Raw genomic sequence first — 26,060 nt, 5'->3', positions numbered from 1 at the left:
ATCGCCTGCCCGCTACGCCTGCCTGTTGTTCAACTTATTCCATTGTGAACGTCGCCTGCACCGTGGCGGTGATTTCCCGGGGCCCACCTCACTCACGGTGTCGGCCTTTGCGGATGCTTCTGCCATGCGCATCATCACCGGGCCGCCTCCTGAGGATTGCAGGTTCAGGGATTTCACTTCACCGCAGGTCATGTCCAGTTGTGCGGCGGCAAACCGGCAACGCTCCCGGGCATTGCGGATCGCAGCAGCCAGGGCGTCCCGCTGGAGTCTTTCCTCGTCAGAATGGAAGAACTGGTGCTGGCCCAGGCTGTAGTTCATTCCCAGATTCTGGGCTTTCTCCAGTACCGGGTTGAGCAGGTCCAGGTCGTGGATCTCGAATGTGATGGTCTGGCTGGCCACGGCAATGGTTTGCGGCTCTTCGTCCTGGCTGTTTCCGTCCCGGACTGGCCGTGGTGGTTCCCGGCGCTGGTACAGGTGGGCTGAGGCGTCGCTGTAATCCACCAGTTCCCCCCGTATGTCTTCGATGGCGTCACGCCACTGTTCCATGGTGGACCGGACCTGCTCCAGCGCCTTGTCGGCGTCCGGGTGTTCTGCATTGATGGAGAAGCTGAGCCTGGCACTGTCCGGCATATAACGCACCTGGCCCTCACCACTCAGGCTGACTTCGGGAGTATCGGCAAGTGCTGCGCCGGCTGGTAGCATCAGGGCCAGCATTACCGGGCTGAAGATTCGACGAAAAGGGTGGTCACTCATGGTCTGTTCCTTCTGACGTTGGCGGCGGGCCTTCGGGTTCCGGGTATTCACCCCGGGTCAGGCGGGCCAGTTTCAGTTGTTCGGCGGTGCGTACAAAGTCCCGGAATATGCGGCGGTGTACGCCGTGGTAGAGCAGGTACTCCGGGTGCCACTGAACACCCATCAGCCACTGCCCGTGGGTATTCTCGATGGCCTGCACGAACAGGTCATTGTCCACGGCGCTGACCTTCAGTCCACTGCCCAGCCATTGGATGGCCTGGCTGTGGATGCGGTTGGCGCCGATTTTCCGGGTACCGGCAATACGCCCCAGTCGGGTAGGCTCCACGATGCCCACCGGTTGCAGGGGTAGTAACAGCGGTCGATGGCGGGTTTTAACCCGCAGTGGCGTCACATCCTGGCACAGGGAGCCGCCCCGGAAGACGTTGATCAGCTGCGCGCCCCGGCAGATACCCAGTACCGGCAGGTGCAGCCGCTCCGCTTCGGTCAGCAGGACCTGGTCGGTACTGTCCCGCAGCCGGTCATAGCGCGCATTGATGGTTGGCTGTTGGCCATAGAGTTCCGGATGGATATGACTGCCACCGGACAACACGATGCCATCAAGCAGCGAGACATCGACCTTGCTACCGGGCCTGATGTAGTGGGTATGGGCTCCATAGAGCCTCAGCCCCAGGGCAATCAGTCGGTCTGCCGTACGTTTTCGGGACGGGCCGCTGATGCCGATGGTGAGGCCGGGTACTTCCTGTTCCGCGGCGTTATCGGTTTCAGACATAACCCCGGTTCTCCAGCCAGTGCTGGCAGCGGGTACGCCAGGTGCTGGTGAGGTTACGGAACGACAGGGTGCGGCTCTCCCGGAACAGGTCGTTCAGCTCCTGTTGATGTTCAGGGTTGGCGACAACCTGCTCCAGCACGACCCAGTCGTTCCAGACGGTGGAGAAGTGCCAGCGGGGGTTGTCGATGTCGCAGTCCGGGAGCCGGTAATGCAGGGTAGGGCGGGACTTGATGCGAGGGTCTTCCACATATTCTGCCAGCAGGTCCGCGTTGATATGGGCAAACAGTGGCAGCAGGTCGAGGGCCCGGTTGCGGGTAGGATTATCCTTCAGGTAATCCCGCATCAGGGTTTCCATATCCGGCGAATAGCCTTCTGCGACCAGCTTGTCGACGTATTTGCTCGCCCAAGGTTCAATGTAGGTGGTTACCTTGCGACTGAAGTCCAGCTGGTGACGGCCCTTCAGCCAGTCATACAGTGCCGCGAATGTCTGCAGGTAGCGGCGCAGTGTGTCTGCGTCCAGCGCAGGCAATTCGGGATTCAGCTGCAGGCCGAAGGCATAGAGAATGGCCTCACGGCTGCCTACGGCCCCGGCTTCCCGGAGGTGATCCACCAGGGCCTCAATGGTCTCCAGTGCCTCGAACGGGATGGGGGGCGAGACGATTTCCAGTGGCACCAGCCGCTCAGCCGCATAGTCAATAACGTCCATGGCATGGCCGCCCAGCTCGCGCAGGGACTCCGGCACCCTGTGGTCCTGAAGGTCCAGGTCCTTGATCGGGTCAGAGTCCAGTTCGACAGTGAACTCCCCCAGCGGCGAATCAATCCGGCTGACGTAGCGGCTGGCGGTGCTGGCCTTGCCGCCCAGCAGGTCGGCCGTCAGCGCTACCAGTTTTTCGTAGCCCAGGCCCGATATCTCGATTTCCACGCCCACCCGACGTTTTTCACCCTCGTCGGTCGTTAGCACATCGGGCATCTGGCAGCGCTCTGGCATGTATTCTTACTCCCTGAAAGTGGCACCGGATTGAGGTCAGTACGTCAATGTAACAGCTTCCCGGCCCGCTGGAAAAAACCTTGGTAACAGTTCACCTGTGCACCGCAGGCAGTTGTGCGGGGGTAAAAGTCGTGTCGGGGTTTACACTGGATAGAATACTGTATAAAGTTGAGTTACTGTATATAACACCAGCACTAGCCACGAGGGCCACTGCTCATGAAACTCACTGCGAGACAAAGCCAGGTACTGGACATCATCCGTCGTCACGTGGATGAAACCGGGTATCCGCCCACCCGTGCGGAGATTGCTGAAGAGCTGGGCTTCCGTTCGGCCAATGCTGCCGAGGAGCATTTGCGAGCACTGGCTCGCAAGGGTGCCATCGAAATGGTGCCGGGTACCAGCCGTGGCATACGCCTGCCGGAAGAAGAGCAGGACCCGGGGCTGCCGGTCATCGGCCAGGTGGCGGCTGGTAGCCCCATCCTTGCCCAGGAACACATCGAGGACTATTGCACCCTGCAGCCGGAGTTCTTCAACCCGTCTGCCGATTACCTGCTGCGGGTGCGGGGCATGAGTATGAAGGATATCGGAATACTCGATGGTGACTTGCTGGCAGTGCACCGTACCCAGGATGTCCACAACGGCCAGGTGGTGGTAGCCCGTGTTGGCGAGGAAGTCACGGTCAAGCGTTACCGGCGGGAAGGCCCCCAGGTTTACCTGGTGGCGGAGAACGAAGACTTTGAGCCGATTGTCGTCGACCTGCGGGAGCAGGAGCTGGTCATTGAGGGCCTCGGGGTTGGCGTGATTCGACAGTCCGACCTGCACCAGGTGCATTGATTGTTCAGGCTGGTGCCATCCGGTGTCAGCCCGTAGTATTCCGGGAGGAAGTCATGGAACAGCTGGGTTTGAGTGTAAACACAGAGTTGCTGCCGGTCGCCGAACCGGCACCGGAACCGCGTGGAAACGTGACCGAGGTAATTCTGCCGCCGGGGCAGGTAGAAAACTTCCAGTTGTTGTTGCCCATGCTGACCCAACTGAACCAGGAGCGGCGCTGGCTGGCCTGGATCGACCCGCCCCAGGAGCTGGTCAGCAAGTGGCAGACCATGCATGGAATTGTTGCCAGCGAGCTGCTGGTGCTGAGGTCAAGCCGCGACTATTCCGCTTTTGAGCTGGCAGAGCGGGCATTAGGGGCTGGTACCTGCCATGCGGTGGTAATGTGGACCACCCGGTTGTCGAATCGGGATTTCGGGGCGCTGGAGCAGGCATCTGCCCGCGGCCAGAGCCACGGGGTGATTCTGCGGTGCCGCTAATGACGCAACGTTGCCTGGTTAGTGCAGGGTGTGGTGGGCGTGCAGTTCGAAATCCTCCGGGTCGGCATCTTCCCAGTCTACAGCATCGTTGATGTGGCTCACGGCCTGGATGCCGGCGTCGATCATGGCGCGGGCAACGGTCATGTCGCGGTTTTCCATCAGCTCACGGGCTTCCTGGGAAAACGAGATCTTCACCAGCGGGGCCGACTCATCGTCCACACGCTTGAGCGCATAGTCGCCGTCGCTCAGTTGTACAATTTCAAAGAATGAAGGTGACATAGAATCCTTACATCAAGCCCGGGCTGCTACCATTCAGCATGGCGCTCGCCCAGGTCTGTCATGAATGCTTTCATGGCTGCCAGGGTTTCCAGCAGGCCGTCCGCAGAGCGATCGGGCCCGGCAGCCGTCGATACAGCGATAATATTCTCTTCCGATACCGTTTTCTGCTGCCGCGGAGGCTCGCTCTGGGCGACCTCCAGCTGCTCCAGGTGGTTCAGCCAGCTACCCGGGGTGCGGGCCAGGTCAGTCAACAGCTCAGCGTCCGGCGTATCGGCGATGAGTGTGGTCAGCTCTTCCACGGTGGCTGGCGTCGCCCGGTTTTGCTGGTGATAGCGGGCTACCAGGGCAAACATCAGTTTGCGAGCCCGCAAAGCCAGCTCAATAGCCCCCTGCAACGTGGCTTCCCGATCAGTGGCGGAAGCCTGCTTACGGGACAGTCCGGCCAACTGGGTTGCCAGGTAGAGCTTCTGTGACACCAGTGTCTGCCACTGTGCTGACATGGCTGGCTGTACCTCGTCGGATGAATCGCTGATTAACGGGGTATCTTACCAGAATCTGTGTGCAATTTCTTCCGCTTTCTGGCGCTGGCACGCGGCTGCGTGTGGCATTGTTTCGCCTGGCTCCCCATGGCCAGGCAGCGACTTTGTAGCGCCGTGGCCTGTATACTCGAACGAAGCTGCCTGAATTGGATAAGCCGTCGGCTTAACTCGGGCAACCCTGACAGTATACGGAGGCCTGGCATGACCAATGACGCCCATGAAGCCCTTGCAAGGCTGGATGAACGAATTGACCAGCTGCAACGGGCGCTGGAAGCCCGGGACTGGACGCGACTGGGTGAGCTCAACGCGGATGTCCGGACGCTGATTGACCCGGTGATGGATGCCATGGAGCAGAGACAGCTGGCGCCCACCGAGGTGCAGAAACGTTTGCGCACCCTGGAGCAGTTTGTGCAGCAGGCGGACTCAAGGGCACGCGAAGCCCGCGACGAAGCCAGGGAGGCGCTGGAGCAGGTAGGGCAGAACCGCAAGGCAGCCAGCACCTACGCCAGGGTGTCGGGGCGGGACCGTTCCTAGAGTCCGGGACACTAGCGTCCTGGACACTGGTAGATTGAGGGAGATTTCCGTCATATCAGGTCGCATCCTGCGATAACTGTGTGACCCGCGTCATAAAATTGACTCTCACCGATTAAACGTCTTAAATAGCGCTCAAACAATATCGCCGGACGGATCAGGGCTTCCCCGGGCCCGTGTCCGTTTTCCATGCTGTGCTGACCAAGAGATTCAATCTGAATGTCGATGACCGATACTGTGCTGGTGCTGAGCAGGGATGACTCACGGGCCAGGGATCTGAAAACCATACTGGAGTTCATTGGCAAGGAAACGGTACTGGACGACGGTGCATCCCGTGAACGGTTGGCAAGTAACGACGAGGCTGCCCTGGAAGAACTGGGCCTCGCTGTGATCAGTGCCGAGGATGACAGGGAACTGCGGGAGGACATCGAGCTGGTCTGTCACGCTGAGGCGGGGTTGCCCATACTGGTGGTCGGGGACCCGGATCTGGGCGGGCTGGACAAGGACTGCCACGACCGCGTGCTCGCCCGGGTGGAGTGGCCCCCCAATTACACCAAGCTGATCGATTCACTGTACCGGGCTCAGATCTACCGGGACCAGCACACCCGCGCCCGGGGCCGGGGCCAGCAACGGGACATCATGCTGTTCCGCAGTTTGGTGGGTACCTCCCGCAGCGTAAAAGGCGTAAGGGAGTTGATGAGCCAGGTGGCAGACAAGGACGTGAGCGTACTGATTACCGGCGAGTCCGGTACCGGCAAGGAAGTGGTTGCCCGTAACCTCCATTACCATTCACCCCGGCGAGAGAAGCCCTTTGTACCGGTCAACTGCGGCGCCATTCCTGCGGAGCTGCTTGAGAGCGAGCTTTTCGGTCATGAAAAAGGTGCGTTCACCGGTGCCATTACCGCCAGGGTAGGTCGCTTCGAGCTGGCAGAGGGCGGTACCCTGTTTCTCGATGAAATCGGCGACATGCCACTCAATATGCAGGTCAAGATCCTGCGGGTGTTGCAGGAGCGTACCTTTGAACGGGTGGGCAGCAACAGGACCCAGAGCGCGGATGTACGGATTGTTGCGGCCACCCACAAGAACCTGGAGGACATGATCGAGAAAGGGGACTTCCGCGAAGACCTCTACTACCGCCTTAACGTATTCCCCATTGAAATGCCTGCCCTGCGCGAAAGGGTTGAAGACATTCCGTTGCTGATCAACGAATTGATTGCCCGCATGGAAAAGGAAAAGCGGGGTTCGTTGCGACTCAACTCCGCCGCCATCCTCAGTCTGTGCCGCCACGACTGGCCTGGCAATGTTCGTGAGCTGGCCAACCTGGTTGAACGTCTCGCGATCACGCACCCCTATGGGGTGATCGGCGTCCAGGAACTGCCCAAGAAGTTCCGCTATGTGGACGACTACGACGAAGACTTGCCCATCGACGAACAGGCCACACCGTCAGGCGGCATGCCCGGACTGGTCGGGTTGGATGCGCCGGCTTTGTTGCCGGTCAATGGCATCGACCTCAAGGACTACCTGTCGAACCTGGAAAAGCAGCTGATTCAGCAAGCGCTCGATGAGGCCAACGGTGTTGTGGCCCGGGCGGCAGAAAAACTGCGAATCCGCCGGACGACGCTGGTAGAAAAAGTGCGTAAATACGGTCTTCGCGACGAAGACGACAGCTGACGGATTTCTGTCAGCGCCGGCGGTCCGGGTCGGGTTTTTGCTTTTTGTGGTCTCCAATCGTTTGTAATTAAAGAAAAATGACGTTCTGGCACGGGTCCTGCTAATACCCTTCTGAATCATTACATTATGGTCAGGGGGAAGCATGAGACAGATCCAGACGGCAGTACCTGCCTCCCGTGCCGGGAAGTTCGGTTCCGCGAGTACGAGGGATGCGGCTGCGGATGCCAATGACAAGGTAACCGCGTTGTTCCCGGCCCAGGAAGACGATGCGGTGGATTCCGCGCTGGATCTGTTCAATCAGATGTCCCGCCAGATCACCGACTCCTACCGTACCCTGGAGTCCCGGGTGAACCAGCTTTCCGGCGAACTCACTGCCGAAACCCGTCAGCGCCAGCGTGAGCTGGAAGAAAAGGAGCGCCTGGCGGATCGCCTCTCCACCCTCTTGTCCGCCTTGCCTGCCGGCGTGATTGTTCTGGACAGCCAGGGCACGGTTGCCCAGTGCAATCCCGCTGCCATTTCCCTGCTGGGTGAGCCCCTGGAGGGCGAGCGCTGGGTGAGTGTGATCCAGCGCTGTTTCGCACCCCGGCGCGACGATGGCCATGAAGTCTCCCTCAAGGACGGCCGCCGTGTCAGCATCGAGATTCGAACCATGGAGAATGAGCCGGGTCAGCTGATCCTGCTCACTGATCTTACCGAGACCCGTCAGCTCCAGGCCCAGTTGGCCCACGCGCAGCGGCTGTCGGCCATGGGCCGCATGGTGGCGTCCCTGGCGCACCAGATTCGTACGCCGTTGTCCGCCGCCATTCTCTATGGTGGGCACCTGTCCCAGCCAGACCTGGATGAAGAATTGCGCCAGCGCTGCGCAAGCCGTCTGATGTCCCGCCTGACCCACCTGGAGTCCCAGGTACGCGACATGCTTACCTTTGCCCGGGGTGAAACCCGGTTGGCGGAGGCGCTCTCTTCGGACCGTATTGAGGAGGGCCTGCGGGCGGCGGTCGATGGCCTCAACCTGGCGGATAACCAACAGGTAGAACTGGTCGCCGATGGTGCCCCGGTTCCGCTTATGTGTAACCAGGAAGCACTGGTAGGCGCCTGTATGAACCTGGTTAACAACAGCCTGGAAGCAGGTGCCGGGCGCGTGGAAATCTCGCTCACGGGCTGCCAGGACGAGCTGGTCATTGCGGTATCTGACAATGGTCCGGGCTTCCCCGGCCATAAGGCCGAGCAGCTGATGGAAGCCTTCTACACCACCAAGTCCCACGGCACTGGCCTGGGGCTGGCGGTGGTACAGGCCGTGGTCAAGGCCCACAACGGCCAGTTTAGCCTGGCGCCCACGCCTGGCGGGGGCGCCTCTGCATCGGTTCGTTTGCCTGCCGCCCGCAACCCGAAAACAACATCCTGACAAAAAAGGACAGTCGGAGGACATCATGGCCCGACCCCAGATTCTCATTGTTGAAGACGATCATGACCTGCGCGAAGCGCTGGTAACCACCCTGGAACTGGCCCGTTTCCGGGTGCGGGAGGCCGCATCCGGTGAGAAGGCGCTGGATGAACTGGCCCGTGGGCCCGTGGATATGGTGGTCAGTGACGTCAATATGCCGGGAATGTCCGGCCATGACCTGTTAGCCGAGGTGCTGAAAAAGTACCCCGGCCTGCCCATGATGCTGATTACCGCCTACGGTCAGATCAGCGATGCGGTCAGCGCCATGCAGACCGGCGCCATCGATTACCTGGTCAAGCCCTTCGAGCCCCAGGTGCTGGTGGAGGCGGTGGACAAGGTGGTGGGTGCCACGGTAAGCCGCCGTCGCAGCAGCGACGACCCGGTGGCTGAGGATCCTATCAGCAAGCGGCTGTTCCAGCTGGCGAAGAAAGTGGCTGCAAGCGATTCCACGGTGATGATTTCGGGTGAAAGCGGCACTGGCAAGGAAGTACTCGCCCGCTTTATCCACCAGAACTCCAGTCGCAGTGACCAGCCCTTTGTCGCCATCAACTGCGCTGCGATTCCTGAAAACATGCTGGAGGCCATCCTGTTCGGCCATGAGAAAGGCGCCTTTACCGGGGCCCACGCGTCGGTGCCGGGCAAGTTCGAGCAGGCCAACGGCGGTACCATACTGCTGGACGAGATTTCCGAGATGGACCTGGGGTTGCAGTCCAAGCTGTTGCGGGTCCTGCAGGAGCGGGAAGTGGAGCGGGTTGGCGGTCGTCGAACCATTTCCCTGGACGTGCGGGTGCTGGCCACCACCAACCGGGACCTGGCGGACTACGTTCGTGAAGGCAAGTTCCGGGAAGACCTCTATTATCGGTTGAGTGTGTTGCCAATGCACTGGCACCCGCTCAGGGATCGTCCGAAAGACATCCTGCCCCTGGCTGAACACCTGCTGCGCCAGCACAGCCGCAAGATGAAGCTTAGCGGTATTACCCTGGGCGCCAATGCCCGCCAGGCCCTGGAGAATCACCGCTGGCCAGGTAACGTGCGGGAACTCGACAATGCGATCCAGCGGGCGCTGGTGCTGCACCAGGGAGCTGAAATCCAGGCAGAGGACCTGTGCCTGGATATGGGAATCACCGGACTTGGCGGTGTCGCTGCCGTCCCTGCCGCACCAGCGGCACAGGCGGTATCTGCCCCGATGGAGGCCACGGCTAGTGCTGCAGTATGCGGTGATACGGGCGCGACAGCACCTGTGGCTGCAGTGTCGGAGCCTGCGGATGAGTCGGCCTCGCTGGGGGATGAGATCCGGCGTCGGGAGTTCCGGATTATCATTGACACGCTTCGCCGGGAGCGCGGACGTCGCAACCGGGCGGCAGAGCAACTGGGTATCAGCCCCCGGACCCTGCGTTACAAGCTGGCACAGATGCGCGATTTTGGCATCGACCTGGACGCCGAGCTGGCAATGGCGGTCTGACCCTGAAAGCTCTCCGGAGAAGGCGCCTGCGGGCGCCTTTTCTGTTTCTGGCCCGGGTATGCGCCTTCTCCAGCACGTCAAAATCCCGACAGCGTTCTGTGGTCGCAGCGGGCCTTGTTATTTAACACGCTGTAATCATTGATTAATTGTTAGTTGGTCAGAACTTTGCATTCACCCCGTCGAAACCTGTTCAGCGCCACCCCGGGACACCGGGCGCGCAAGAGCTTTTGGAACCGGGAGACGAGCAATGGTCCAGCGAGCCGATATCAATAACGTCCTGTCCGAGATGCGCAATCTGCGGGCGCAGATGATGCAGAACCAGCGCATGGATAACGACCTGGCGATACGTGGCCAGGTGGACAAGCCGTCGGGCCCGGAAAAGGTCAACGAAACTCCGGGCTTTGGCGATATGCTCAACCAGGCCGTTAACAAGGTCAACGACCTGCAGTCGACCACCGGCGAACTTCGAACCGCCTATGAGCAGGGCGACCCAAACGTGGATATCACCCGGGTGATGATTGCCTCCCAGAAATCGTCGGTCGCTTTTGATGCCCTGTCCCAGGTTCGTAACCGGGTGGTCAAGGCGTATGAAGACATCATGAACATGCCGATCTGACGGCCGGTATAACGAGTTAGTAGCGGAGCAACCCCATGGCCAGTATACCTGCAGACGCCACCTCCACTGAGCTGTCCACCACCGGTTCGGACACCGAAAGTGAAAGCCGCAGCGACCTGCTGTTTGGCTTCAACCGCCTTAACCTGCTGCGGCAGATCGGCCTTATGGTGGGGCTGGCTGCCAGCGTGGCACTGGGCGTGGCCGTGGTGCTGTGGGCACAGGAGCCCAACTACCAGCCGGTGCTGGGAGATCTCTCCAGCTACAACCCGGAGGACGTTTCCCGCATCCTTGACCAGAGTGGCATCGAGTACCGCATGGACGGCCGCTCCGGTGCCCTGCTGGTGGCATCGGACCAGGTCTATGACGCTCGCCTGAAGCTCGCTGCCGAGGGCGTGACCGACAGGGACACCATTGGTTACGAGTTGCTGGACCAGGAGCAGGGACTGGGCACCTCCCAGTTCATGGAAACCATCAGCTTCCGCCGGGGCCTGGAAGGTGAGCTGGCCCGGACTATCGGCAGCATGCGCAGTGTCAAATCCGCACGGGTGCACCTTGCCATTCCGGAGCGTTCCGTCTTTGTCCGTGATGCCCGCAAGCCAACCGCCTCGGTATTCCTGAATGTCTTCGCTGGTCGCCGGGTGGAGCAGGAGCAGATCAAGGCCATCGTCAACCTGGTGGCAGGCAGTGTGCCGGAGATGAGTCGGGAGCAGGTGACCGTGGTCGACCAGAACGGCAACCTGCTGACCGGCCGTGAGGAGGATGCGAATCGCCGGGACATGCAGGAACAGTATGAATACACCGAGCGAACGGAGGAGCGCCTGACCAGCCGGGTGGCTTCCATGATTGCACCGATTGTCGGCGACAGCCGCTTCCGCGCGGAAGTCAGTGCCGACCTGGACTTCTCCTCTGTCGAGCAGGCGGAAGAGCTCTTCAACCCTGAACAGCAGGCCATTCGCAGCGAGCGGGAAATGTCCGAGCAGCGCGCCAGCGGTGCCCAGGGCGGTATTCCCGGAGCGCTCTCCAACCAACCCCCGGGTCAAGCCGCTGTGCCTGAGCAGGCCGCAGCTAACGCGGACGAAGAAGAGGGTGGCCAGGCCCAGCCAGTGGACATCCGCCGTGAATCCACCCGCAACTACGAAGTGGACCGCACCGTCAGCTACATTCGCCAGGCGCAGGGAGGTATCAAGCGCCTGACCGTTGCCGTGGCCGTGGATGACAAGCGGGTGGTGGATCCGGACACCGGTGAGGTCAGTTACCAGCCGTGGCAACAGCAGGAGCTGCAACGCCTGAATATGCTGGTACGTGATGCCGTGGGCTACTCCGCTGCGCGGGGTGACAGTGTCACAGTGATGAACACGGCGTTCGCACCGGAACAGCCGGTGGAGTACGTGGAGCCTTCGTTCTGGGAGCAACCCTGGTTCTGGAACCTGATGAAGCAGGTGCTTGCCGGCGTGGTCATCCTGGCGCTGGTGCTGGGCCTGCTGCGCCCGGTCCTCAAGACCATTTCCGGTGGCAGCCGGCATGGCCGGGAGGATGACGCTGGCGCGGGCGGAGGCTCCTACGATGACCTTGGTATGGGTACCGACAGGGCTCTGGCGGACGCTATGGGCGGTCAGGATGAGCTGCTTTTGCCTGGCGCCGCTGACAGCTATGATAGGCACCTGAACGCTTTGAAGGGGCTGATTGCCGAGGACCCGGCCCGGGTCGCCCAGGTAATGCGCCAGTGGGTGAACGTCGATGAGTGAAGAAAATCGCCAGGACGGGGACAAGAAGCAACTCCGCCGCAAGATTCCCCGGGTAGAGCAGGCCGCCATCCTGCTGATGTCGCTGGGTGAATCCGACGCCGCCGAGATCCTGCGTCATATGGGCCCCAAGGAAGTCCAGCGGGTCGGTGTGGCCATGGCCCAGATGAAGGATGTGAGCAAGGATGAAGTGTCCTATGTGCTCAATGAGTTTGTCGACGCCGTTGGTGGCCAGACCGGCCTGGGTGTGGGCAATGATGAGTACATCCGTGCCATGCTCACCCAGGCCCTGGGAGACGACAAGGCCAATAGCCTGATCGATCGGATCCTGATCGGCGGTAACACCACCGGCCTCGACACCCTCAAGTGGATGGAGCCTCGCGCCGTGGGCGATATCATTCGCTATGAGCACCCCCAGATCCAGGCCATTGTTATCTCCTACCTGGATCCGGACCAGGCGGCCGAGATCCTTGGTACCCTGGACGACAAGGTTCGGCTGGATGTGATGATGCGGGTAGCGGCCCTCGAGAGCATCCAGCCCCAGGCCCTGCAGGAACTCAACGATATCCTCGAGAAACAGTTTTCCGGTGGCTCCGGCGCCCAGACCAGCCGTATCGGTGGCGTCAAGCGGGCGGCCGACATCATGAACTTTATGGACCGTTCCATTGAGGGCGGCCTGATGGATTCGATAAAGGATATGGATCCGGACCTGGCGTCAACCATCGAAGACCTGATGTTCGTGTTCGATAACCTGGTGGAAGTAGACGATCGTGGCATCCAGACCCTGCTGCGGGAAGTGTCCTCCGAGGTACTGGTGGTCGCTCTCAAGGGTTCTGATGATGCGGTCAAGGACAAGATCTTCCGCAACATGTCCAAGCGTGCCGCCGAGTTGCTTCAGGATGACCTGGAGGCCAAGGGCCCGGTCCGCGTCAGTGAAGTGGAGTCCGCCCAGAAAGATATCATCACCATTGCCCGTCGTATGGCGGAAGCGGGTGAGATCACCCTCGGTGGTGCCGGCGAAGAAATGATGTGATGAAGGATTCCCGTCGCGGTACCCGAGTTCCTCCCGAAGAACTCAGCGCCTGGGAGCGTTGGGAGTTGCCGTTGCTGGACGAGCAGGGCAACGAGATCGCCCGTGAGGAAGAGGTGGACGTCAAGCCGCTGACAGCCGCCGATATTGAGTCCATCCGTCAGTCGGCCTGGGAAGAGGGCCTGGAAGAGGGCCGCAGTTCCGGCTATCAAGAGGGCTTCGCGAAAGGTTCGCAAGACGGCCGTGAGCAGGGCTATCGCGAGGGCCGGGAAACCGGTGAAAGGGAAGGCCGGGAACAGGCCGAGCAGAATGCCCGCAGTGCCATTGACGAAAAACTGGCGCGACTTGAAAGTGTCATGGCCGAGTTGGTGGCACCCATTGAGCAGCACCAGGACGAACTGGAGTCTGCCCTGGTCAACCTGGCTACGGTACTGGCTCGGGCGGTCATCCACCGGGAGTTGTCCCTGGACTCGTCACAGATAAGGCAGGTGGTTACCGATGCGGTCAACAGCCTGCCGTCGACCCGTGAGAATGTCCGGGTTCGCGTTCATCCCTCTGACCTTGACTGGGTCAGTGAAGTCGCCGGGCGCCTCGATGCGGAAGTCGCGATTACCGGGGACGAGTCTATCCTCGCGGGGGGATGTAAGGTGGAAACCCGCCACTCGCTGGTGGATTACACCGTTGAAAAGCGTTTCCAGAAGGCCGTTCAGGGCATGCTGGAGCAGCAGATCGGCAGCGCTTCAACCGGCGAGAGCGAACAGCTGGAGTCGGTGATGGGAGAGCTGTCTGATTTCCACCGGGATGTACTGGACGAGCCGGGGGAGTCCGACGATGACCAGCAGCCTGGCTGATCGCCTGCAGCGACTGAGCGGCAATATACCCCCTGAACCCGCGCCGGAACTGTCCGGGCGCCTGACCCGTATGGTTGGCCTGACCCTGGAGTGCGTGGGCTGTCCCATGGTCGTGGGCGATCGCTGCCTGATCCTGGGCCAGGGTGATGCCACCGTGGAGGCGGAAGTGGTGGGGTTCGAGGACGACAGGGTCTACCTGATGCCCCTGACCGCCATTGATGGCCTGCGCCCCGGTGCCAGGGTGGTGCCATTGTCGGCGGCCAGCAAGGTTCCGGTGGGCGAGGGTTTGCTGGGGCGAGTGATCAATGGCAACGGCGAACCGCTGGATAACCATGGTCCATTGCAGGCCGAAGCCCGGGTGCCGCTCTCCGGCGAGATCATCAACCCGCTGAACCGCGCCCCCGTTCGCACCTCCATGGATGTGGGTATCCGTGCCATCAACAGTCTTCTGACCGTGGGCCAGGGCCAGCGTCTTGGCCTGTTCGCCGGCAGTGGCGTGGGCAAGAGCATGTTGCTGGGCATGATGACCCGGTTTACGGATGCGGATATTACCGTCGTTGGCCTGATTGGCGAGCGGGGTCGGGAGGTCAAGGAGTTCATCGATGACATCCTGGGGGAGGAAGGGCTGTCCCGTTCAGTGGTGGTTGCCTCGCCGGCGGATGACTCGCCCCTGATGCGCCTGCGCGCCGCCATGCTGACCACCCGTATCGCGGAATACTACCGTGACCAGGGCAAGCGCGTTCTGCTGCTGATGGACTCCCTGACCCGCTATGCCCAGGCCCAGCGGGAAATCGCCCTGGCGGTAGGAGAACCACCGGCGACCAAGGGTTATCCGCCATCGGTGTTTGCCAAGCTGCCACAACTGGTGGAGCGCACCGGCAATGGCAAGCCCGGAGGAGGCTCGATTACCGCGTTCTATACCGTGCTCACGGAGGGTGACGACCAGCAGGATCCGGTGGCGGACTCGGCCCGGGCCATTCTTGATGGCCATATCGTGCTGTCCCGGCGCCTGGCGGAAGAGGGCCACTACCCTGCCATTGATGTGGAAGCCTCCGTCAGCCGGGTTATGCCCCATGTTACGGACAAGGACCATTTCGCCCGGGCCCAGCGTTTCAAGCAGGTGTATTCCCGCTACCAGCAGGCCCGGGACCTGATTAGCGTGGGAGCCTATGTGAAGGGCTCCGATCCGGAAACCGACTTTGCCATCCGCTATATTGACGCCATGCGTGACTTCCTCCGGCAGGACCTGAATGAGGGCGCCCCGTTTGACCAGTGCGTGGAGCAATTGCTGGCCTTGCTGCCAGAGAAGCCTCCAAAGCCCGGCAATGCGGACAGAAACCAGGCCGGGGGCCGTGAATGACGGTACGGTCGCAACGCCTGCAAGTAGTGCTGTCGCTGGAAGAGCGCAAGGAACAACAGGCCCTGGACCGTATGAACGATGTACGGCGCCAGTGGCAGGAGGAACAGGACCGCCTTGAGGAATTGCAGCGCTACCAGCTGGAGTACCACCAGCAAATGCGGGAACAGCAGCAGGGGACCGTGCCGGTGGCGAGGCTGCAGGGTTGGCAGAACTTCATTGCCCGCCTGGACTTGCTCCTTGGGCAGCAGCAGGCCCGGGTCGAGCAGGCAGAGCAGCGCGTCGAGCAGGCGCGACAGCAATGGCAGCAAGCCTGGGAGCGGCGCCGGGGCATGGAAAAGTACATCCAGGCCTGCCGTGCCCAGGAGCAACGGGACCGTGACCTCGCCGAGCAGAAGCAGTCTGATGAAGCCGCCGCCCGTCAGTTCTCACGGCGGCGCTAAGTATCCGTGCGAGACAGTGCTGGAATACAAAAGCCTACACATTGGCTATCCTGAAGGGCGTGCGCCTGTTCAGAAGTCCTGCCGGTCCACGGATCACAGTGTTGCAGTGGCAGGCGATCAGCGGCAGGATTACCCCAAAGTCAGACCCGGTGTCTGACCCAGGTTAGCGGAGGGAACGACCATGCCTGTGCACACCCGACAAAGCGACGACGGTGAAACCCGCACCATTGCCATCGAGGGACGTTTTGATTTCAGTACCCACCAGGCCTTCCGTGATGCCTATGAAAACGATTCGGAGGGAGTCCGGCACTGGGTGATCGACATGTCTGATACCCGGTACCTGGACAGCTCCGCACTGGGCATGCTCCTGTTGCTGAGGGACTTTGCCGGTGGTGACAATGCCAGCATCTGCATCGAGAACTGCAACGGCGACGTGCGCCGTATCCTGGCCATCTCCAATTTCGAGCAGCTTTTTTCCATTCGTTGACGCGACCGGTGAGGGTGCTGCTGTGTCTGGCAGGCCCTCCGGGTGAGAGGATGCACCCGTGACAGATCCCGATAACCCCAGGCCGTTGCGGCTGCTGATTGCCGATGACAGCAGCACGGACCGGCTGATTCTCCAGGCCATACTTCGACGTCAGGGGCATGAGGTACAGGCCGCCGAGGACGGCCAGGCGGCACTTCAGCTCTATCACCGCTGGCAACCGGATATGGTGTTGCTGGATGTCATGATGCCAAGGATGGACGGTATGGAAGCCGCCCGCCAGATCAAGGCGCTGGCCGGCGAAACCCTGGTGCCGGTGATCTTCCTTACCTCCCTGTCCGATGCCGGTTCCCTGGCCCAGTGCCTTGAAGCCGGGGGTGACGATTTCCTGCCCAAGCCCTACAACCCGGTCATCATCCGGGCCAAGCTTTGGGCGTTTGATCGCATGCGCCGGATGCAGGAGACCCTGGCCCGGCAGCGGGACCTTATCCATATGCGTAACCAGCAATTGCTGGATGAACAGGTGACGGCCCGTCGGGTGTTCGACAATATCGCCCATACCGGCTGCCTCGACGCGCCGAATATCCGCTACCATGCCTCCCCCATGTCCGTCTTCAATGGTGACATCCTGTTTGCCTGTCCCCGACCCGCCGGCGGCATGCACCTGCTGGTTGGCGACTTCACCGGACACGGACTGCCGGCGGCTATTGGCGCCCTGCCGGTGGCAGAAATTTTCTACGGCATGACCAGTAAGGGTTTCAGCGGGCCGGATGTATTGCGTGAGCTCAACCAGAAACTGGTGCGGATCCTGCCCACCGGCATGTTTTGCTGCGCGACCTTTGCTGAAGTGGACTTCCGTCAGGGCGTGGTGCGGGTCTGGAACGGGGGGCTGCCGGATGGTTACCTGATGGACGTCGACGGCACCTGCCATTCCCTGGTATCCCGACACCTGCCGCTGGGGGTTCTGGGCCCGGAGCGGTTTGCCGCGCCCATGGAAGAGTACAGGGCGAAGCCGGGGGACCAGCTACTGCTGATGACGGACGGCGTGCTGGAAGCCACCGATGCCGGCGGACAGCACTTCGGTGAGCAGCGATTGCTGCAGGCGCTGGCGACCCAGCCGGCTCACGTCTCGCCCGTCGACCATGTTATCGAGCAGGTTCAGACCTTTGCCGGTGGCGGCCGGGAATCCGATGACCTTACCCTTCTGGGACTCCGGATGACCAGCCAGGACCCGGTGACGACGCGGTCAGTGCCTGCTACCCAGTCGGCCCTCACCGGCCCGGCCTTCTGGCGCTGCAGCTATGAGGTGGAAGGCCCCACCCTGGGCCAGTTCAATCCGCTGCCACTTTTGCTCCATGTCTGCATGGCCGTGGCCGGGCTGCGGCAGCACAGCGGCGAAATCTATACCTTGCTGGCGGAACTCTACAATAACGCCCTGGAGCATGGCGTGCTGGAGCTGCCGTCGGCCTGGAAAAATAGTCCGGAAGGCTTTGCCCGCTACTATGCTGAACGGGAGCGGCGCCTTGCCGTTGTGGAGGGGCATTCTATCCATTTTGACCTGGAGCACTGTTTGCGCGACAGCGGGGGGCGACTGATCATCCGCTGCCGGGATTCCGGGCAGGGCTTTGATCCCGAGGCGGTGACTGAGCCCGGGGAGCGGGCATATGCCGGTCGCGGACTGGCGTTAATTCGCCGGTTATCCAGTGGCCTGACCTACAACAAACAAGGAAATCAGGCGGAAGTAGTATATGATTGGGAGCTGACCGAGCACGGGAGCGGGCAAACTTGAGGACTGCCGGGTACGCTCTCCGGTCATCGGGTTGCAATATCACCAACTGCCCAGACTATGATTAGACAAATACATCAAGAGTCACGTTTCACCTGTGGCTCCCGTGAGGTTGGGTATGAACGACAAGCCACACCTTGATGAAGAAGCCCTCGCCGAGCTGCGGGATGTGATGGAGGATGAGTTCGACATCCTCATCCAGACGTACATCAGCGATTCCCGTGAGCGAATCCAGGCGCTTCATCAGGCCCTGTCCGACAACGACCCGGACGCATTCGCCAAAACGGCTCACAGTTTCAAAGGCAGCAGTATCAATATCGGCGCGGCCCGGCTGGGCGAACTGTGCCTTGGTATTGAAAAGGCGGGCCGTGAAGGAGCGCTGGCCGATGCCCGGCAAAGGATGACGGAGCTGGAGGCGGAGTTCGCCACCGTCCGGCGTCTCATGGAAGAATCCCTGCTCGCCTGACGGGCCTCGCCGATATAGATCCCGGAGCCGGTTTTACCGGCCCACTTCCTCTCTGGCACCTAATTTGCAGTATTACTGGAAAACCTGCCCTCCCGGGCGATTTTCAGTGATTCAGCGGCAAGAGGTTGCCATGTCATCGATGGTACTGACCCAGTTACTTAACCCCGAGTCGGGCATTGACCGTAAGGCCACCGGCAAGCTCCCGGACACCCAGGGGGCGGCCGATCAAGGCCCCAGCCGGTACGACGAAGTGGTTCGACAACAGGAAAAGCGCCTCGAACAACGACGCGTTGAAGACCGCGCTCGCGAGCGGGCCATGGAGCGGGAGCGTCAGGCCGAGGCCCGCCATGATGACCGGGCTGAAGAGACAAGGCCGGACCCTTCTGCACGGGTGGAGAAAGCGGAACGGCGAAGTGACACGGCTTCTGCAGCAAGGCGAGGCAGGAGCGACGAGGACGAGGCTTCCCGCAAAACTGACGCGCAGGAAGGCGCTGGCAAGGGTACCGACCCCGTGGCCGAATCCCGGTCTGTAAACGGCAAACCTGCGGAGGAGGCGGTAACAGAGGGCCAAAAGCTGTCCCCGGAGGAGTTGGCTGGCGAATTACTGGACCTGGCAGATGCCTCGGGCACGCCCTCTGCCCTTCCGTTCAATGGATCACAGTTACAGGGTGTCCCGGCAACCGGTTTGATGGCGCCGGGCCTGGTGGCAGGCCAGCAGCGCGGTGCTTCGGCGACTGTTGGCCGTCTGTTTGCCGCCATGCTTGAGACAGGGAAGGAATCCGGTGGCAAGGGTGGCGACTTGCTGGCGGGTTTACAGGGAAATAATACGCAACTGCTGAGTGAGTCGTCGGGTAAGGTTGCAGACAGCCTGATGACGCGGCTGTCTGCACCGGAACTGACTCAGTCACTGAACCAGTCGGCCACTCTTCGGGGTCAGGAAGCCCAGGCCCTGATGCGAAGTTACAGCACGAGTGTTGACGCCCCCGTTGGCGAAAACGAATGGGGTGAGAAAGTCATGGGTAAGCTGGCATGGCTGACGGCCAGCCAGATGTCGGTGGCTGAAATCCATATTACGCCCCCGGAGCTGGGTCCGCTGGATGTGCGGGTTCAGGTGCAGAACGACCAGGCCACTGTGACGGTCCATGCCAGCACCCCTGCCGTTCGGGAACAGCTCGAACTCCATGGCCACAGGCTGCGGGACATGCTCAGCGAGCAGGGCCTCAGCCTTGAGGGGTTTGATGTAAGCGACTCACCCGGTCGCGAAACTGCCGGCCAACAGGGAGACGGTGATGGCCAGGGCGAGCGGGGTCCGGGTCAACGGGTCAGCAGCGCGGAAGAAGGGGACACCGGGACGGTAACCTCCGGAGCCCTGGACCTGTCCTGGCGTGGTGAGGTAGACCTGTACGCCTGAGCCGCAAGCCTGTTGTCTGGTCCCGTGAGAGAGCCGCTCAAAGAATTCGCCTCCGGGCCGGTCAGAGGTTACACTTTGGCCAGTTGAATCAGAAACGCCAGCCACCGGGCTGGCGTTTCTGTTTGTGGACGGACGTTTCTGTTCGCGGACTGATAGAGGTACACTCTGACGGCACTTTTAACGGTTTATTCAGGGTTGGCGCAGTGATTGCTTGAGAACCTGGAATAGCGAATCCTGGCCGCAATCGGCAAAAAATTGACGGACTCCGGAATGGCGGAAAACAATGAGGTGGCAGCGCCACCCAAGAAAGGCAAACTCAAGACCATCCTGCTGCTGGTCATTGTTCTGTTACTGGCCGTCGGGCTGTCAGTGGCGGGTACGCTCTGGTTTCTTTCCGATAGTAGTGGCGAAATGGTCGACGATGCTGCGGCGGAAGTGGAGGAAACCTTTGTGCCCAGTGGCTACATGGTCATGGACCGGCCACTGGTTACCACCGTTCGCCACCCGGGGAGACAGCGCTATATCCAGGTATACCTGGCATTCGAGTCGACACAGGAGCCCGCCCTGGCGGCGGCCAGCAAGCACCTGCCGTTGTTGCGTAATGCGCTGATTTCCGAGTTAGGGCAGTCGGAGTTCATGGAGCTGCAAACCCTGGAAGGGCGTGAGGCCTTGCCGGACCGGCTACTGGCTGTGGTCAATGAGTCCCTGGCGGCGGAAGGCGAGCCAATCCTGGACAGGGTCCTGTTACGGAATTTCGTGGTTCAGTAAAAACCCATACGAAGGCGGTATGCGGGGGTAGATATGCCCGCATTCGCCGGAGCTGCAGGCAGTCAGAGGCTGATTAAGATGCAGGATCTACTCTCGCAGGACGAAATCGATGCGCTGCTCCACGGTGTGGACGACGGCGATATCGACACCTATGACGAGGTTGATGAAGAAGGGGTCAAGACATATGACCTTGCCAGCCAGGACCGCATTGTCCGTGGCCGGATGCCGACCTTGGAAATGGTCAACGAGCGCTTTGCCCGTTACACCCGCATCAGCCTGTTCAACCTCCTGCGCCGGAACGCCGACGTGTCCACTGGCGGTATCCAGATCATGAAGTTCGGGGAGTACATCCATACCCTGTACGTGCCTACCAGCCTCAACCTGGTGAAGGTGCGGCCACTGCGAGGCACCGGGTTGTTCATCCTCGATGCCAAGCTGGTGTTCAAACTGGTGGACAACTTCTTCGGCGGTGAGGGCCGCCACGCCAAGATCGAGGGCAGGGAGTTTACCCCCACCGAGACCCGTATCGTGCAGATGGTGCTCAACCAGGTCTTTGTCGACATGAAAGAGGCCTGGCATGCGGTGCTGAAGGTTGATTTCGACTACCTCAGTTCCGAGGTCAATCCGGCCATGGCCAATATTGTCAGCCCCAGTGAAGTGGTGGTGATCAGCACCTTCCATGTGGAGCTTGACGGCGGTGGCGGTGAACTGCACATGGCGCTGCCGTATTCCATGATTGAGCCGATCCGCGAGGTGTTGGACGCCGGCGTCCAGAGTGATATCGACGACGTGGATGAACGCTGGGTTAACGCCCTGCAGGAAGACATCAAGGAAGTACTGGTACCGGTTAATGCAATGGTGTGCCGACGCCGGATTTCGCTACGGGACGTGGCCAATTTCAAGGCAGGGGATGTGATTCCGGTGGAGATGCCGGAAGCCCTGGACATGACTGCCAATGGCATTCCCATCTACAAGGCCACCCTGGGTACCCGGGATGGCAAGATGGCCCTGAGAATCAAGGAACGCACCAGGCTTCCGAAAGTGAGAAAACAACTGAAGGTAGGTAGACATGGCTGACGATAATAAAGACGACCGCGAGCTCAGCGAAGACGAGAAGCTGGCTGCCGAGTGGGAAGCAGCCATGGAAGAGTCCGGTGACGGTGAAGGCGGTGAAGATGGCGCCGGTGACAACCGTGCTGACGAGTGGGCGGCGGCCATGGCCGAAGCCGGGGAGTCTGATGAGGGCGCGGGTAAACAGGTTCGCACGGCCCCGATGGAAGACTTCGGTGATCAACCGGAACCAGGGGGCGCCCCGGGCACCGAGCCGGACCTGGATGTGATTCTCGACATCCCGGTGACCATTTCCATGGAGGTGGGCAATACCCAGATTCCCATCCGCAACCTGCTGCAGCTTAACCAGGGCTCGGTGATCGAGCTGGACCGGCTGGCCGGGGAGCCGCTGGACGTGCTGGTCAATGGCACCCTGATTGCCCATGGCGAAGTGGTCATGGTGAACGAGAAGTTTGGTATTCGCCTGACGGATGTCATCAGCCCCGGTGAGCGCATCAAGCGTCTTCAGAAATGACCATGGGCTTTCGTATCAGCCATGTCCTGGCTACAACGCTGCTGGCACCCGCGCTGGTGCTGGCCCAGGATGAAACGGTCCGGGAAGCGCCGGAGCGCACCAGCAGCCAGAGTGATGCCGTAGCCACCCTCGCCACTATGGGCATCGGCCTGCTGGTGGTGGTGGCACTGATTTTTGGCTGTGCCTGGCTGATCCGCCGCATGAATGGCCTGACCGGCATGAACAGCGGTGCCATGAAAGTTGTTTCGGTGATGGCCCTGGGCGCCCGGGAGCGTATCGCGCTGATTGATGTGGCCGGTACCCAGATTCTGGTAGGCATCACCCCCAGCTCCATTCGAACCCTCCATGTCTTCGACGAACCGGTGGTAGTGCCGGGGCAGGCTGTGAGTGGAGACTTTGCCAAAAAGCTCCACGGGCTGATGGGGCGGCACTGGAAACCCGGTGACGCCGGTCGTAAGGGAGACACAGACTGATGCGGTGGCTGTTGATCCTGGCGGGGCTGGCGCTGGCCCCGGATGTATTCGCCCAGGACGGGATTGGTGGTATTCCGGGTATTCCTGCGGTTACCGTGACACCGGGTGAACAGGGGGAGGAGTATTCCGTTACCCTGCAGATCCTGGCCTTCATGACGGCGCTGACCTTCCTGCCCGCCATGCTGATGATGATGACCTCGTTCACCCGCATCATTGTGGTGTTTGCCATCCTGCGCCAGGCCCTTGGGCTGCAATCCACGCCTTCCAACCAGATCCTGCTGGGGCTTGCGCTGTTCCTGAGCATCTTCATCATGAAGCCGGTGTTTGAGGAGGCCAATCGGGTAGGGCTGCAGCCGTACCTGGCGGAGGAAATGACTTCCCTCGAGGCAGTGGAGGCAGCCAGTGTCCCGTTCCGGCAGTTCATGCTGTCCCAGACCCGGGAGAGCGACCTGGGGCTGTTCATACGTATTGCCGACGAGGAGTACGACAGCCCTGAAGACGTATCCTTCTGGGTGCTGATGCCTGCCTTTGTAACCAGCGAGCTGAAAACCGCGTTCCAGATCGGCTTTATCCTGTTTATCCCGTTCCTGATTATCGACATGGTGGTGGCCAGTGTTCTGATGGCCATGGGTATGATGATGCTGTCGCCAATCATTATTTCTTTGCCGTTCAAGATCATGCTGTTTGTGCTGGTGGACGGCTGGGCACTGATCATGGGCACACTCGCTGCCAGCTACGGAATTTAGGGAGGCCCGCCATGACGCCGGAAACCGCCATCGACATCATGCGTGAAGCTCTCTGGATGATCGTAATGCTGTCGGCCTTTATCATCGGACCGGGCCTGGTCATCGGCCTGGTGGTGAGTACCTTCCAGGCTGCAACCCAGATCAATGAACAGACCCTGAGCTTCCTGCCAAGATTGCTGGTGACCCTGTTGGTGATCATCTTTGCCGGCCCCTGGATGCTGACCCAGCTGATTGACCACGCCGAGGGGCTGATTGGCAGCATCCCCTACCTGATCGGATGAGCCGGGTATGATTCCCGCCGATCTCAGTGCGGATGTGATCAGCCAGTGGGTGGGGCAGCACCTGTGGCCGCTGTTCCGCATTGCCAGTTTCTTTATGGTGATTCCGTTTATTGGTACTCAATTGGTGCCGGCGAGGGTTCGCCTGGGTCTGGCCCTGCTGACCACGATCCTTGTGGTGCCCATGCTGCCGCCGGTTCCGCAGGTTGAGGCGCTCAGTGGCGAGGCGGTGATTATCACGCTGCAGCAGATTCTGATCGGTGTGGGTATGGGCTTTGCGCTGACGGCCCTGTTCCAGCTGTTTACCATCGCCGGCCAGATGATCGCCATGCAGATGGGTCTGGGCTTTGCCTCGATGAACGATCCGTCCCACGGGGTCAACGTGACGGTGCTTTCCCAGATCTACACCATTACGATCACTCTGTTGTACCTGGCGATGAACGGGCACCTGGTGGCTATCGAGGTGTTCCTGGAGAGTTTTCGTACCCTGCCTATTGGCCTGGAGGGGCTGGGTCAGGAGGGTGTCTGGCAGCTGGCCCACCGGATTTCGTGGATGTTTGCAGCGGCCCTGTTGCTGGCTTTGCCGGCGGTGACGGCGGTGTTTATCGTGAATATTTCGTTTGGTGTGATGACCCGGGCGGCGCCGCAGATGAACATTTTTGCCCTGGGTTTCCCGATTGGCCTGATTTTTGGATTGTTTGCCATATGGGTACTGCATGCCAATTTTCTGCCGCACTTTGAGCAGTATACCCGTGAGACCTTTGAGTTTATGAGACAGCTTCAGGGGCAGCCCTGAAGCTCACTACTTCGATGTGGCCTGGTTGTTTGGGTGGCGGGTCACGGCCGGCAACCCCCTTTCCGAAACACGCCCCGCAAGTACGTCTCTGTAGGGCTCGGTCGGCGCCGTCCTTGGCGCCTCACGGTTCCGGAAAGGGGGTTCCCGGCCATGCCCCTCTTACTATGTGCCGCGCCTGCGTGGATGTTTGACGGTAGATATGGCCGAAGAGAACGACAACAGTCAGGAAAAAACGGAAGAGCCGACGCCCCGACGCCTTGAGAAGGCCCGGGAGGATGGCCAGACCGCTCGTTCCAAGGAGCTGGCCACCATGGCCGTGCTGCTGGCCGGTGCCGGTGGGCTGCTGGTGTTTGGCAAGAGCCTGGCCATGTCCATGGAGCAGATCATGCGTGGCGCGTTTGTGCTGGAGCGGGGGGAGATTTTTGATACCCGTTTTATGAGCACGCAGCTGATTGGCTCTGCCTGGGACGCCACCGTTGCCCTCAGTCCCCTGTTGTTACTGTTGTTGATTGCCTCGATTGCCGGGCCCATTGGCATTGGCGGTCTGCTGTTCAGTGGCAAGGCCATTGCCCCCAAGCTGAACCGTATGGATCCCATCAAGGGTCTGAAGCGGATGTTTTCTGCCCGGTCGCTGGTGGAGCTGGTGAAGGCGATTCTGAAGGTGAGCCTGGTGCTGGCGGTGGCTATCCTGATTCTGAACCTGCGTACCGAGGATCTGCTGAGCATCGCTGAGGAGCCAGCGGTGCCGGCCATGGCCCATGTGGTGTGGACCATGGCGTGGAGTTTTTTCTTCCTTGCATGCGCCACCATCGTTATCGCTATCATCGACGTGCCGTTCCAGATCTACGATCACCAGAAAAAACTGCGGATGACGAAGCAGGAGGTGAAGGACGAGTACAAGGACACGGAAGGCAAGCCGGAAGTGAAGGGCAAGATCCGTCAGCTGCAGCGTGAGATGGCTCAGCGGCGGATGATGGCGGATGTGCCGACGGCGGATGTGGTTATCACCAACCCGACGCACTATGCGGTGGCGTTGAAGTACGATCAGAAGTCCATGGGCGCGCCGGTGGTGGTGGCCAAGGGGGCCGATGAGGTGGCCTTCAAGATCATGGAGATTGCCCGGGAGAACAAGGTGGAGCTGCTGCGCACGCCGCCCCTGACCCGTGCGGTTTACCACAACACCAAGGTAGGTGAGGAGATCCCTGATGGCCTGTACATGGCGGTGGCCCAGGTGTTGGCCTATATCTTCCAGCTACGGCAGTTCCGCAAGGGGCACGCGCCCAAGCCGACTATGCCGAACTTCCCCATTCCGAAGGATATGCGGCGGGATATCTAGGCTCTGGGTATTTGAGTTCTGCTTGCTGGTCTGAAGCTTTTGGTGGAGGTACAGCTTGGCCGGGGGGCTTTCTTCACCGCATTGGGGTGGCAGGACGCCCCTCCAATGCGGCGGAAAAAGCCTCCCCCTGGTTGCCGCCTCCCCGCAAACCT

29 protein-coding genes are annotated in these 26,060 nt (G+C 60.8%); 24 read left to right on the top strand and 5 right to left on the bottom strand.

Translation table 11 applies throughout. The annotated features are described in order from the left end of the window. Window positions 1-12: 12 nt before the first annotated feature. Genes LJ360_RS13065 through LJ360_RS13055 form a run of 3 tightly spaced genes read right to left on the bottom strand, consistent with a single transcriptional unit; the run spans window position 13 to window position 2,510 of the window. Window positions 13-753 carry an SIMPL domain-containing protein gene (locus LJ360_RS13065; protein WP_264994195.1) on the bottom strand — a complete coding sequence of 247 codons (741 nt, stop codon included), beginning with the start codon at window positions 751-753 and terminating at the stop codon, window positions 13-15. Next, the gene (locus LJ360_RS13060; protein ID WP_091848606.1) at window positions 746-1,522 is read right to left on the bottom strand and encodes a gamma-glutamyl-gamma-aminobutyrate hydrolase family protein; all 777 of its coding nucleotides are present in this window, start codon (window positions 1,520-1,522) and stop codon (window positions 746-748) included. Before LJ360_RS13060 ends, LJ360_RS13065 begins: the two co-directional genes overlap by 8 nt. Further along, the gene (locus LJ360_RS13055; RefSeq protein ID WP_264994194.1) at window positions 1,515-2,510 is read right to left on the bottom strand and encodes an amidoligase family protein; all 996 of its coding nucleotides are present in this window, start codon (window positions 2,508-2,510) and stop codon (window positions 1,515-1,517) included. Before LJ360_RS13055 ends, LJ360_RS13060 begins: the two co-directional genes overlap by 8 nt. 216 nt (window positions 2,511-2,726) lie before the next feature. On the opposite strand from LJ360_RS13055, the gene lexA reads away from it, so the two are divergent. Together lexA and LJ360_RS13045 are read left to right on the top strand one after the other, a co-directional pair. After that, complete coding sequence (gene lexA, locus LJ360_RS13050; protein WP_264994193.1) at window positions 2,727-3,344, top strand: transcriptional repressor LexA; 618 nt, start codon at window positions 2,727-2,729, stop codon at window positions 3,342-3,344. Between the two features lie 53 nt (window positions 3,345-3,397). Next, window positions 3,398-3,817: a cell division inhibitor SulA gene (locus LJ360_RS13045; RefSeq protein WP_091848697.1), complete on the top strand. Its 420-nt coding sequence runs from the start codon at window positions 3,398-3,400 to the stop codon at window positions 3,815-3,817. Between the two features lie 18 nt (window positions 3,818-3,835). Here the strand turns inward: LJ360_RS13045 and LJ360_RS13040 are convergent, their stop codons facing one another. After that, a complete protein-coding gene (locus LJ360_RS13040) occupies window positions 3,836-4,096 on the bottom strand; it encodes a hypothetical protein (protein WP_091848603.1) in 261 nt (86 codons plus the stop codon). Between the two features lie 26 nt (window positions 4,097-4,122). Next, complete coding sequence (locus tag LJ360_RS13035; RefSeq protein ID WP_264994192.1) at window positions 4,123-4,596, bottom strand: DUF6586 family protein; 474 nt, start codon at window positions 4,594-4,596, stop codon at window positions 4,123-4,125. A gap of 240 nt (window positions 4,597-4,836) precedes the next feature. On the opposite strand from LJ360_RS13035, the gene LJ360_RS13030 reads away from it, so the two are divergent. The 22 genes from LJ360_RS13030 (at window position 4,837) to flhB (ending at window position 25,908) form a co-directional block, all read left to right on the top strand. Continuing rightward, window positions 4,837-5,169, top strand: a complete 333-nt coding sequence (locus LJ360_RS13030) for an SOS cell division inhibitor (protein ID WP_264994191.1) — start codon at window positions 4,837-4,839, stop codon at window positions 5,167-5,169. Between the two features lie 216 nt (window positions 5,170-5,385). Then, window positions 5,386-6,837, top strand: a complete 1,452-nt coding sequence (locus tag LJ360_RS13025) for a sigma-54 dependent transcriptional regulator (RefSeq protein ID WP_264994190.1) — start codon at window positions 5,386-5,388, stop codon at window positions 6,835-6,837. Window positions 6,838-6,979: 142 nt separating this feature from the next. Next, window positions 6,980-8,239: a sensor histidine kinase gene (locus LJ360_RS13020; RefSeq protein WP_264994189.1), complete on the top strand. Its 1,260-nt coding sequence runs from the start codon at window positions 6,980-6,982 to the stop codon at window positions 8,237-8,239. A gap of 25 nt (window positions 8,240-8,264) precedes the next feature. Beyond that, entirely contained in the window at window positions 8,265-9,740 is a 1,476-nt protein-coding gene (locus tag LJ360_RS13015) for a sigma-54-dependent transcriptional regulator (RefSeq protein ID WP_264994188.1), read from the top strand. A gap of 247 nt (window positions 9,741-9,987) precedes the next feature. After that, on the top strand, window positions 9,988-10,356 hold the full coding sequence (gene fliE, locus LJ360_RS13010; protein ID WP_091848597.1) for a flagellar hook-basal body complex protein FliE: 369 nt from the start codon (window positions 9,988-9,990) through the stop codon (window positions 10,354-10,356). A gap of 35 nt (window positions 10,357-10,391) precedes the next feature. Further along, a complete protein-coding gene (gene fliF, locus LJ360_RS13005; protein ID WP_264994187.1) occupies window positions 10,392-12,101 on the top strand; it encodes a flagellar basal-body MS-ring/collar protein FliF in 1,710 nt (569 codons plus the stop codon). Then, window positions 12,094-13,131, top strand: coding sequence for a flagellar motor switch protein FliG (fliG, locus tag LJ360_RS13000; protein ID WP_264994186.1), 1,038 nt, complete (start codon window positions 12,094-12,096; stop codon window positions 13,129-13,131). Before fliF ends, fliG begins: the two co-directional genes overlap by 8 nt. Next, window positions 13,131-13,979 carry a flagellar assembly protein FliH gene (locus LJ360_RS12995; RefSeq protein ID WP_091848594.1) on the top strand — a complete coding sequence of 283 codons (849 nt, stop codon included), beginning with the start codon at window positions 13,131-13,133 and terminating at the stop codon, window positions 13,977-13,979. Before fliG ends, LJ360_RS12995 begins: the two co-directional genes overlap by 1 nt. Beyond that, the gene (gene fliI / locus LJ360_RS12990; RefSeq protein WP_264994185.1) at window positions 13,960-15,339 is read left to right on the top strand and encodes a flagellar protein export ATPase FliI; all 1,380 of its coding nucleotides are present in this window, start codon (window positions 13,960-13,962) and stop codon (window positions 15,337-15,339) included. Before LJ360_RS12995 ends, fliI begins: the two co-directional genes overlap by 20 nt. Beyond that, on the top strand, window positions 15,336-15,779 hold the full coding sequence (gene fliJ, locus LJ360_RS12985; protein WP_091848592.1) for a flagellar export protein FliJ: 444 nt from the start codon (window positions 15,336-15,338) through the stop codon (window positions 15,777-15,779). The genes fliI and fliJ overlap by 4 nt, the downstream gene beginning before the upstream one ends. A 181-nt stretch (window positions 15,780-15,960) precedes the next feature. After that, window positions 15,961-16,266: an STAS domain-containing protein gene (locus LJ360_RS12980; RefSeq protein WP_091848591.1), complete on the top strand. Its 306-nt coding sequence runs from the start codon at window positions 15,961-15,963 to the stop codon at window positions 16,264-16,266. A 58-nt stretch (window positions 16,267-16,324) separates the two neighbouring features. Beyond that, a complete protein-coding gene (locus LJ360_RS12975) occupies window positions 16,325-18,052 on the top strand; it encodes a fused response regulator/phosphatase (protein ID WP_264994184.1) in 1,728 nt (575 codons plus the stop codon). Between the two features lie 115 nt (window positions 18,053-18,167). Continuing rightward, window positions 18,168-18,515 (top strand): Hpt domain-containing protein, encoded by a 348-nt coding sequence (locus tag LJ360_RS12970; protein WP_264994183.1) that lies wholly within the window; start codon window positions 18,168-18,170, stop codon window positions 18,513-18,515. 130 nt (window positions 18,516-18,645) lie between these two features. Beyond that, the gene (locus LJ360_RS12965) at window positions 18,646-19,926 is read left to right on the top strand and encodes a flagellar hook-length control protein FliK (RefSeq protein WP_264994182.1); all 1,281 of its coding nucleotides are present in this window, start codon (window positions 18,646-18,648) and stop codon (window positions 19,924-19,926) included. Between the two features lie 270 nt (window positions 19,927-20,196). Next, window positions 20,197-20,694, top strand: coding sequence for a flagellar basal body-associated FliL family protein (locus tag LJ360_RS12960; RefSeq protein ID WP_264994181.1), 498 nt, complete (start codon window positions 20,197-20,199; stop codon window positions 20,692-20,694). A 78-nt stretch (window positions 20,695-20,772) separates the two neighbouring features. Continuing rightward, complete coding sequence (fliM, locus tag LJ360_RS12955) at window positions 20,773-21,771, top strand: flagellar motor switch protein FliM (protein WP_264994180.1); 999 nt, start codon at window positions 20,773-20,775, stop codon at window positions 21,769-21,771. Then, window positions 21,764-22,279, top strand: coding sequence for a flagellar motor switch protein FliN (gene fliN, locus LJ360_RS12950; protein ID WP_264994179.1), 516 nt, complete (start codon window positions 21,764-21,766; stop codon window positions 22,277-22,279). Before fliM ends, fliN begins: the two co-directional genes overlap by 8 nt. Before the next feature lie 2 nt (window positions 22,280-22,281). After that, window positions 22,282-22,752 carry a flagellar biosynthetic protein FliO gene (gene fliO / locus LJ360_RS12945; protein ID WP_264994178.1) on the top strand — a complete coding sequence of 157 codons (471 nt, stop codon included), beginning with the start codon at window positions 22,282-22,284 and terminating at the stop codon, window positions 22,750-22,752. Next, entirely contained in the window at window positions 22,749-23,498 is a 750-nt protein-coding gene (fliP, locus tag LJ360_RS12940; RefSeq protein WP_281247003.1) for a flagellar type III secretion system pore protein FliP, read from the top strand. Before fliO ends, fliP begins: the two co-directional genes overlap by 4 nt. An 11-nt stretch (window positions 23,499-23,509) precedes the next feature. Further along, complete coding sequence (fliQ, locus tag LJ360_RS12935; protein ID WP_091848585.1) at window positions 23,510-23,779, top strand: flagellar biosynthesis protein FliQ; 270 nt, start codon at window positions 23,510-23,512, stop codon at window positions 23,777-23,779. Between the two features lie 7 nt (window positions 23,780-23,786). After that, window positions 23,787-24,572: a flagellar biosynthetic protein FliR gene (gene fliR / locus LJ360_RS12930; RefSeq protein ID WP_264994177.1), complete on the top strand. Its 786-nt coding sequence runs from the start codon at window positions 23,787-23,789 to the stop codon at window positions 24,570-24,572. A 199-nt stretch (window positions 24,573-24,771) separates the two neighbouring features. Next, on the top strand, window positions 24,772-25,908 hold the full coding sequence (gene flhB, locus LJ360_RS12925) for a flagellar biosynthesis protein FlhB (RefSeq protein WP_264994176.1): 1,137 nt from the start codon (window positions 24,772-24,774) through the stop codon (window positions 25,906-25,908). Window positions 25,909-26,060 lie beyond the last annotated feature (152 nt).

Origin of the sequence: Marinobacter sp. AN1, assembly GCF_026013985.1 — a bacterium.
Classification (GTDB): domain Bacteria; phylum Pseudomonadota; class Gammaproteobacteria; order Pseudomonadales; family Oleiphilaceae; genus Marinobacter; species Marinobacter segnicrescens.
This window is presented reverse-complemented; position numbering and strand designations above follow the sequence as displayed.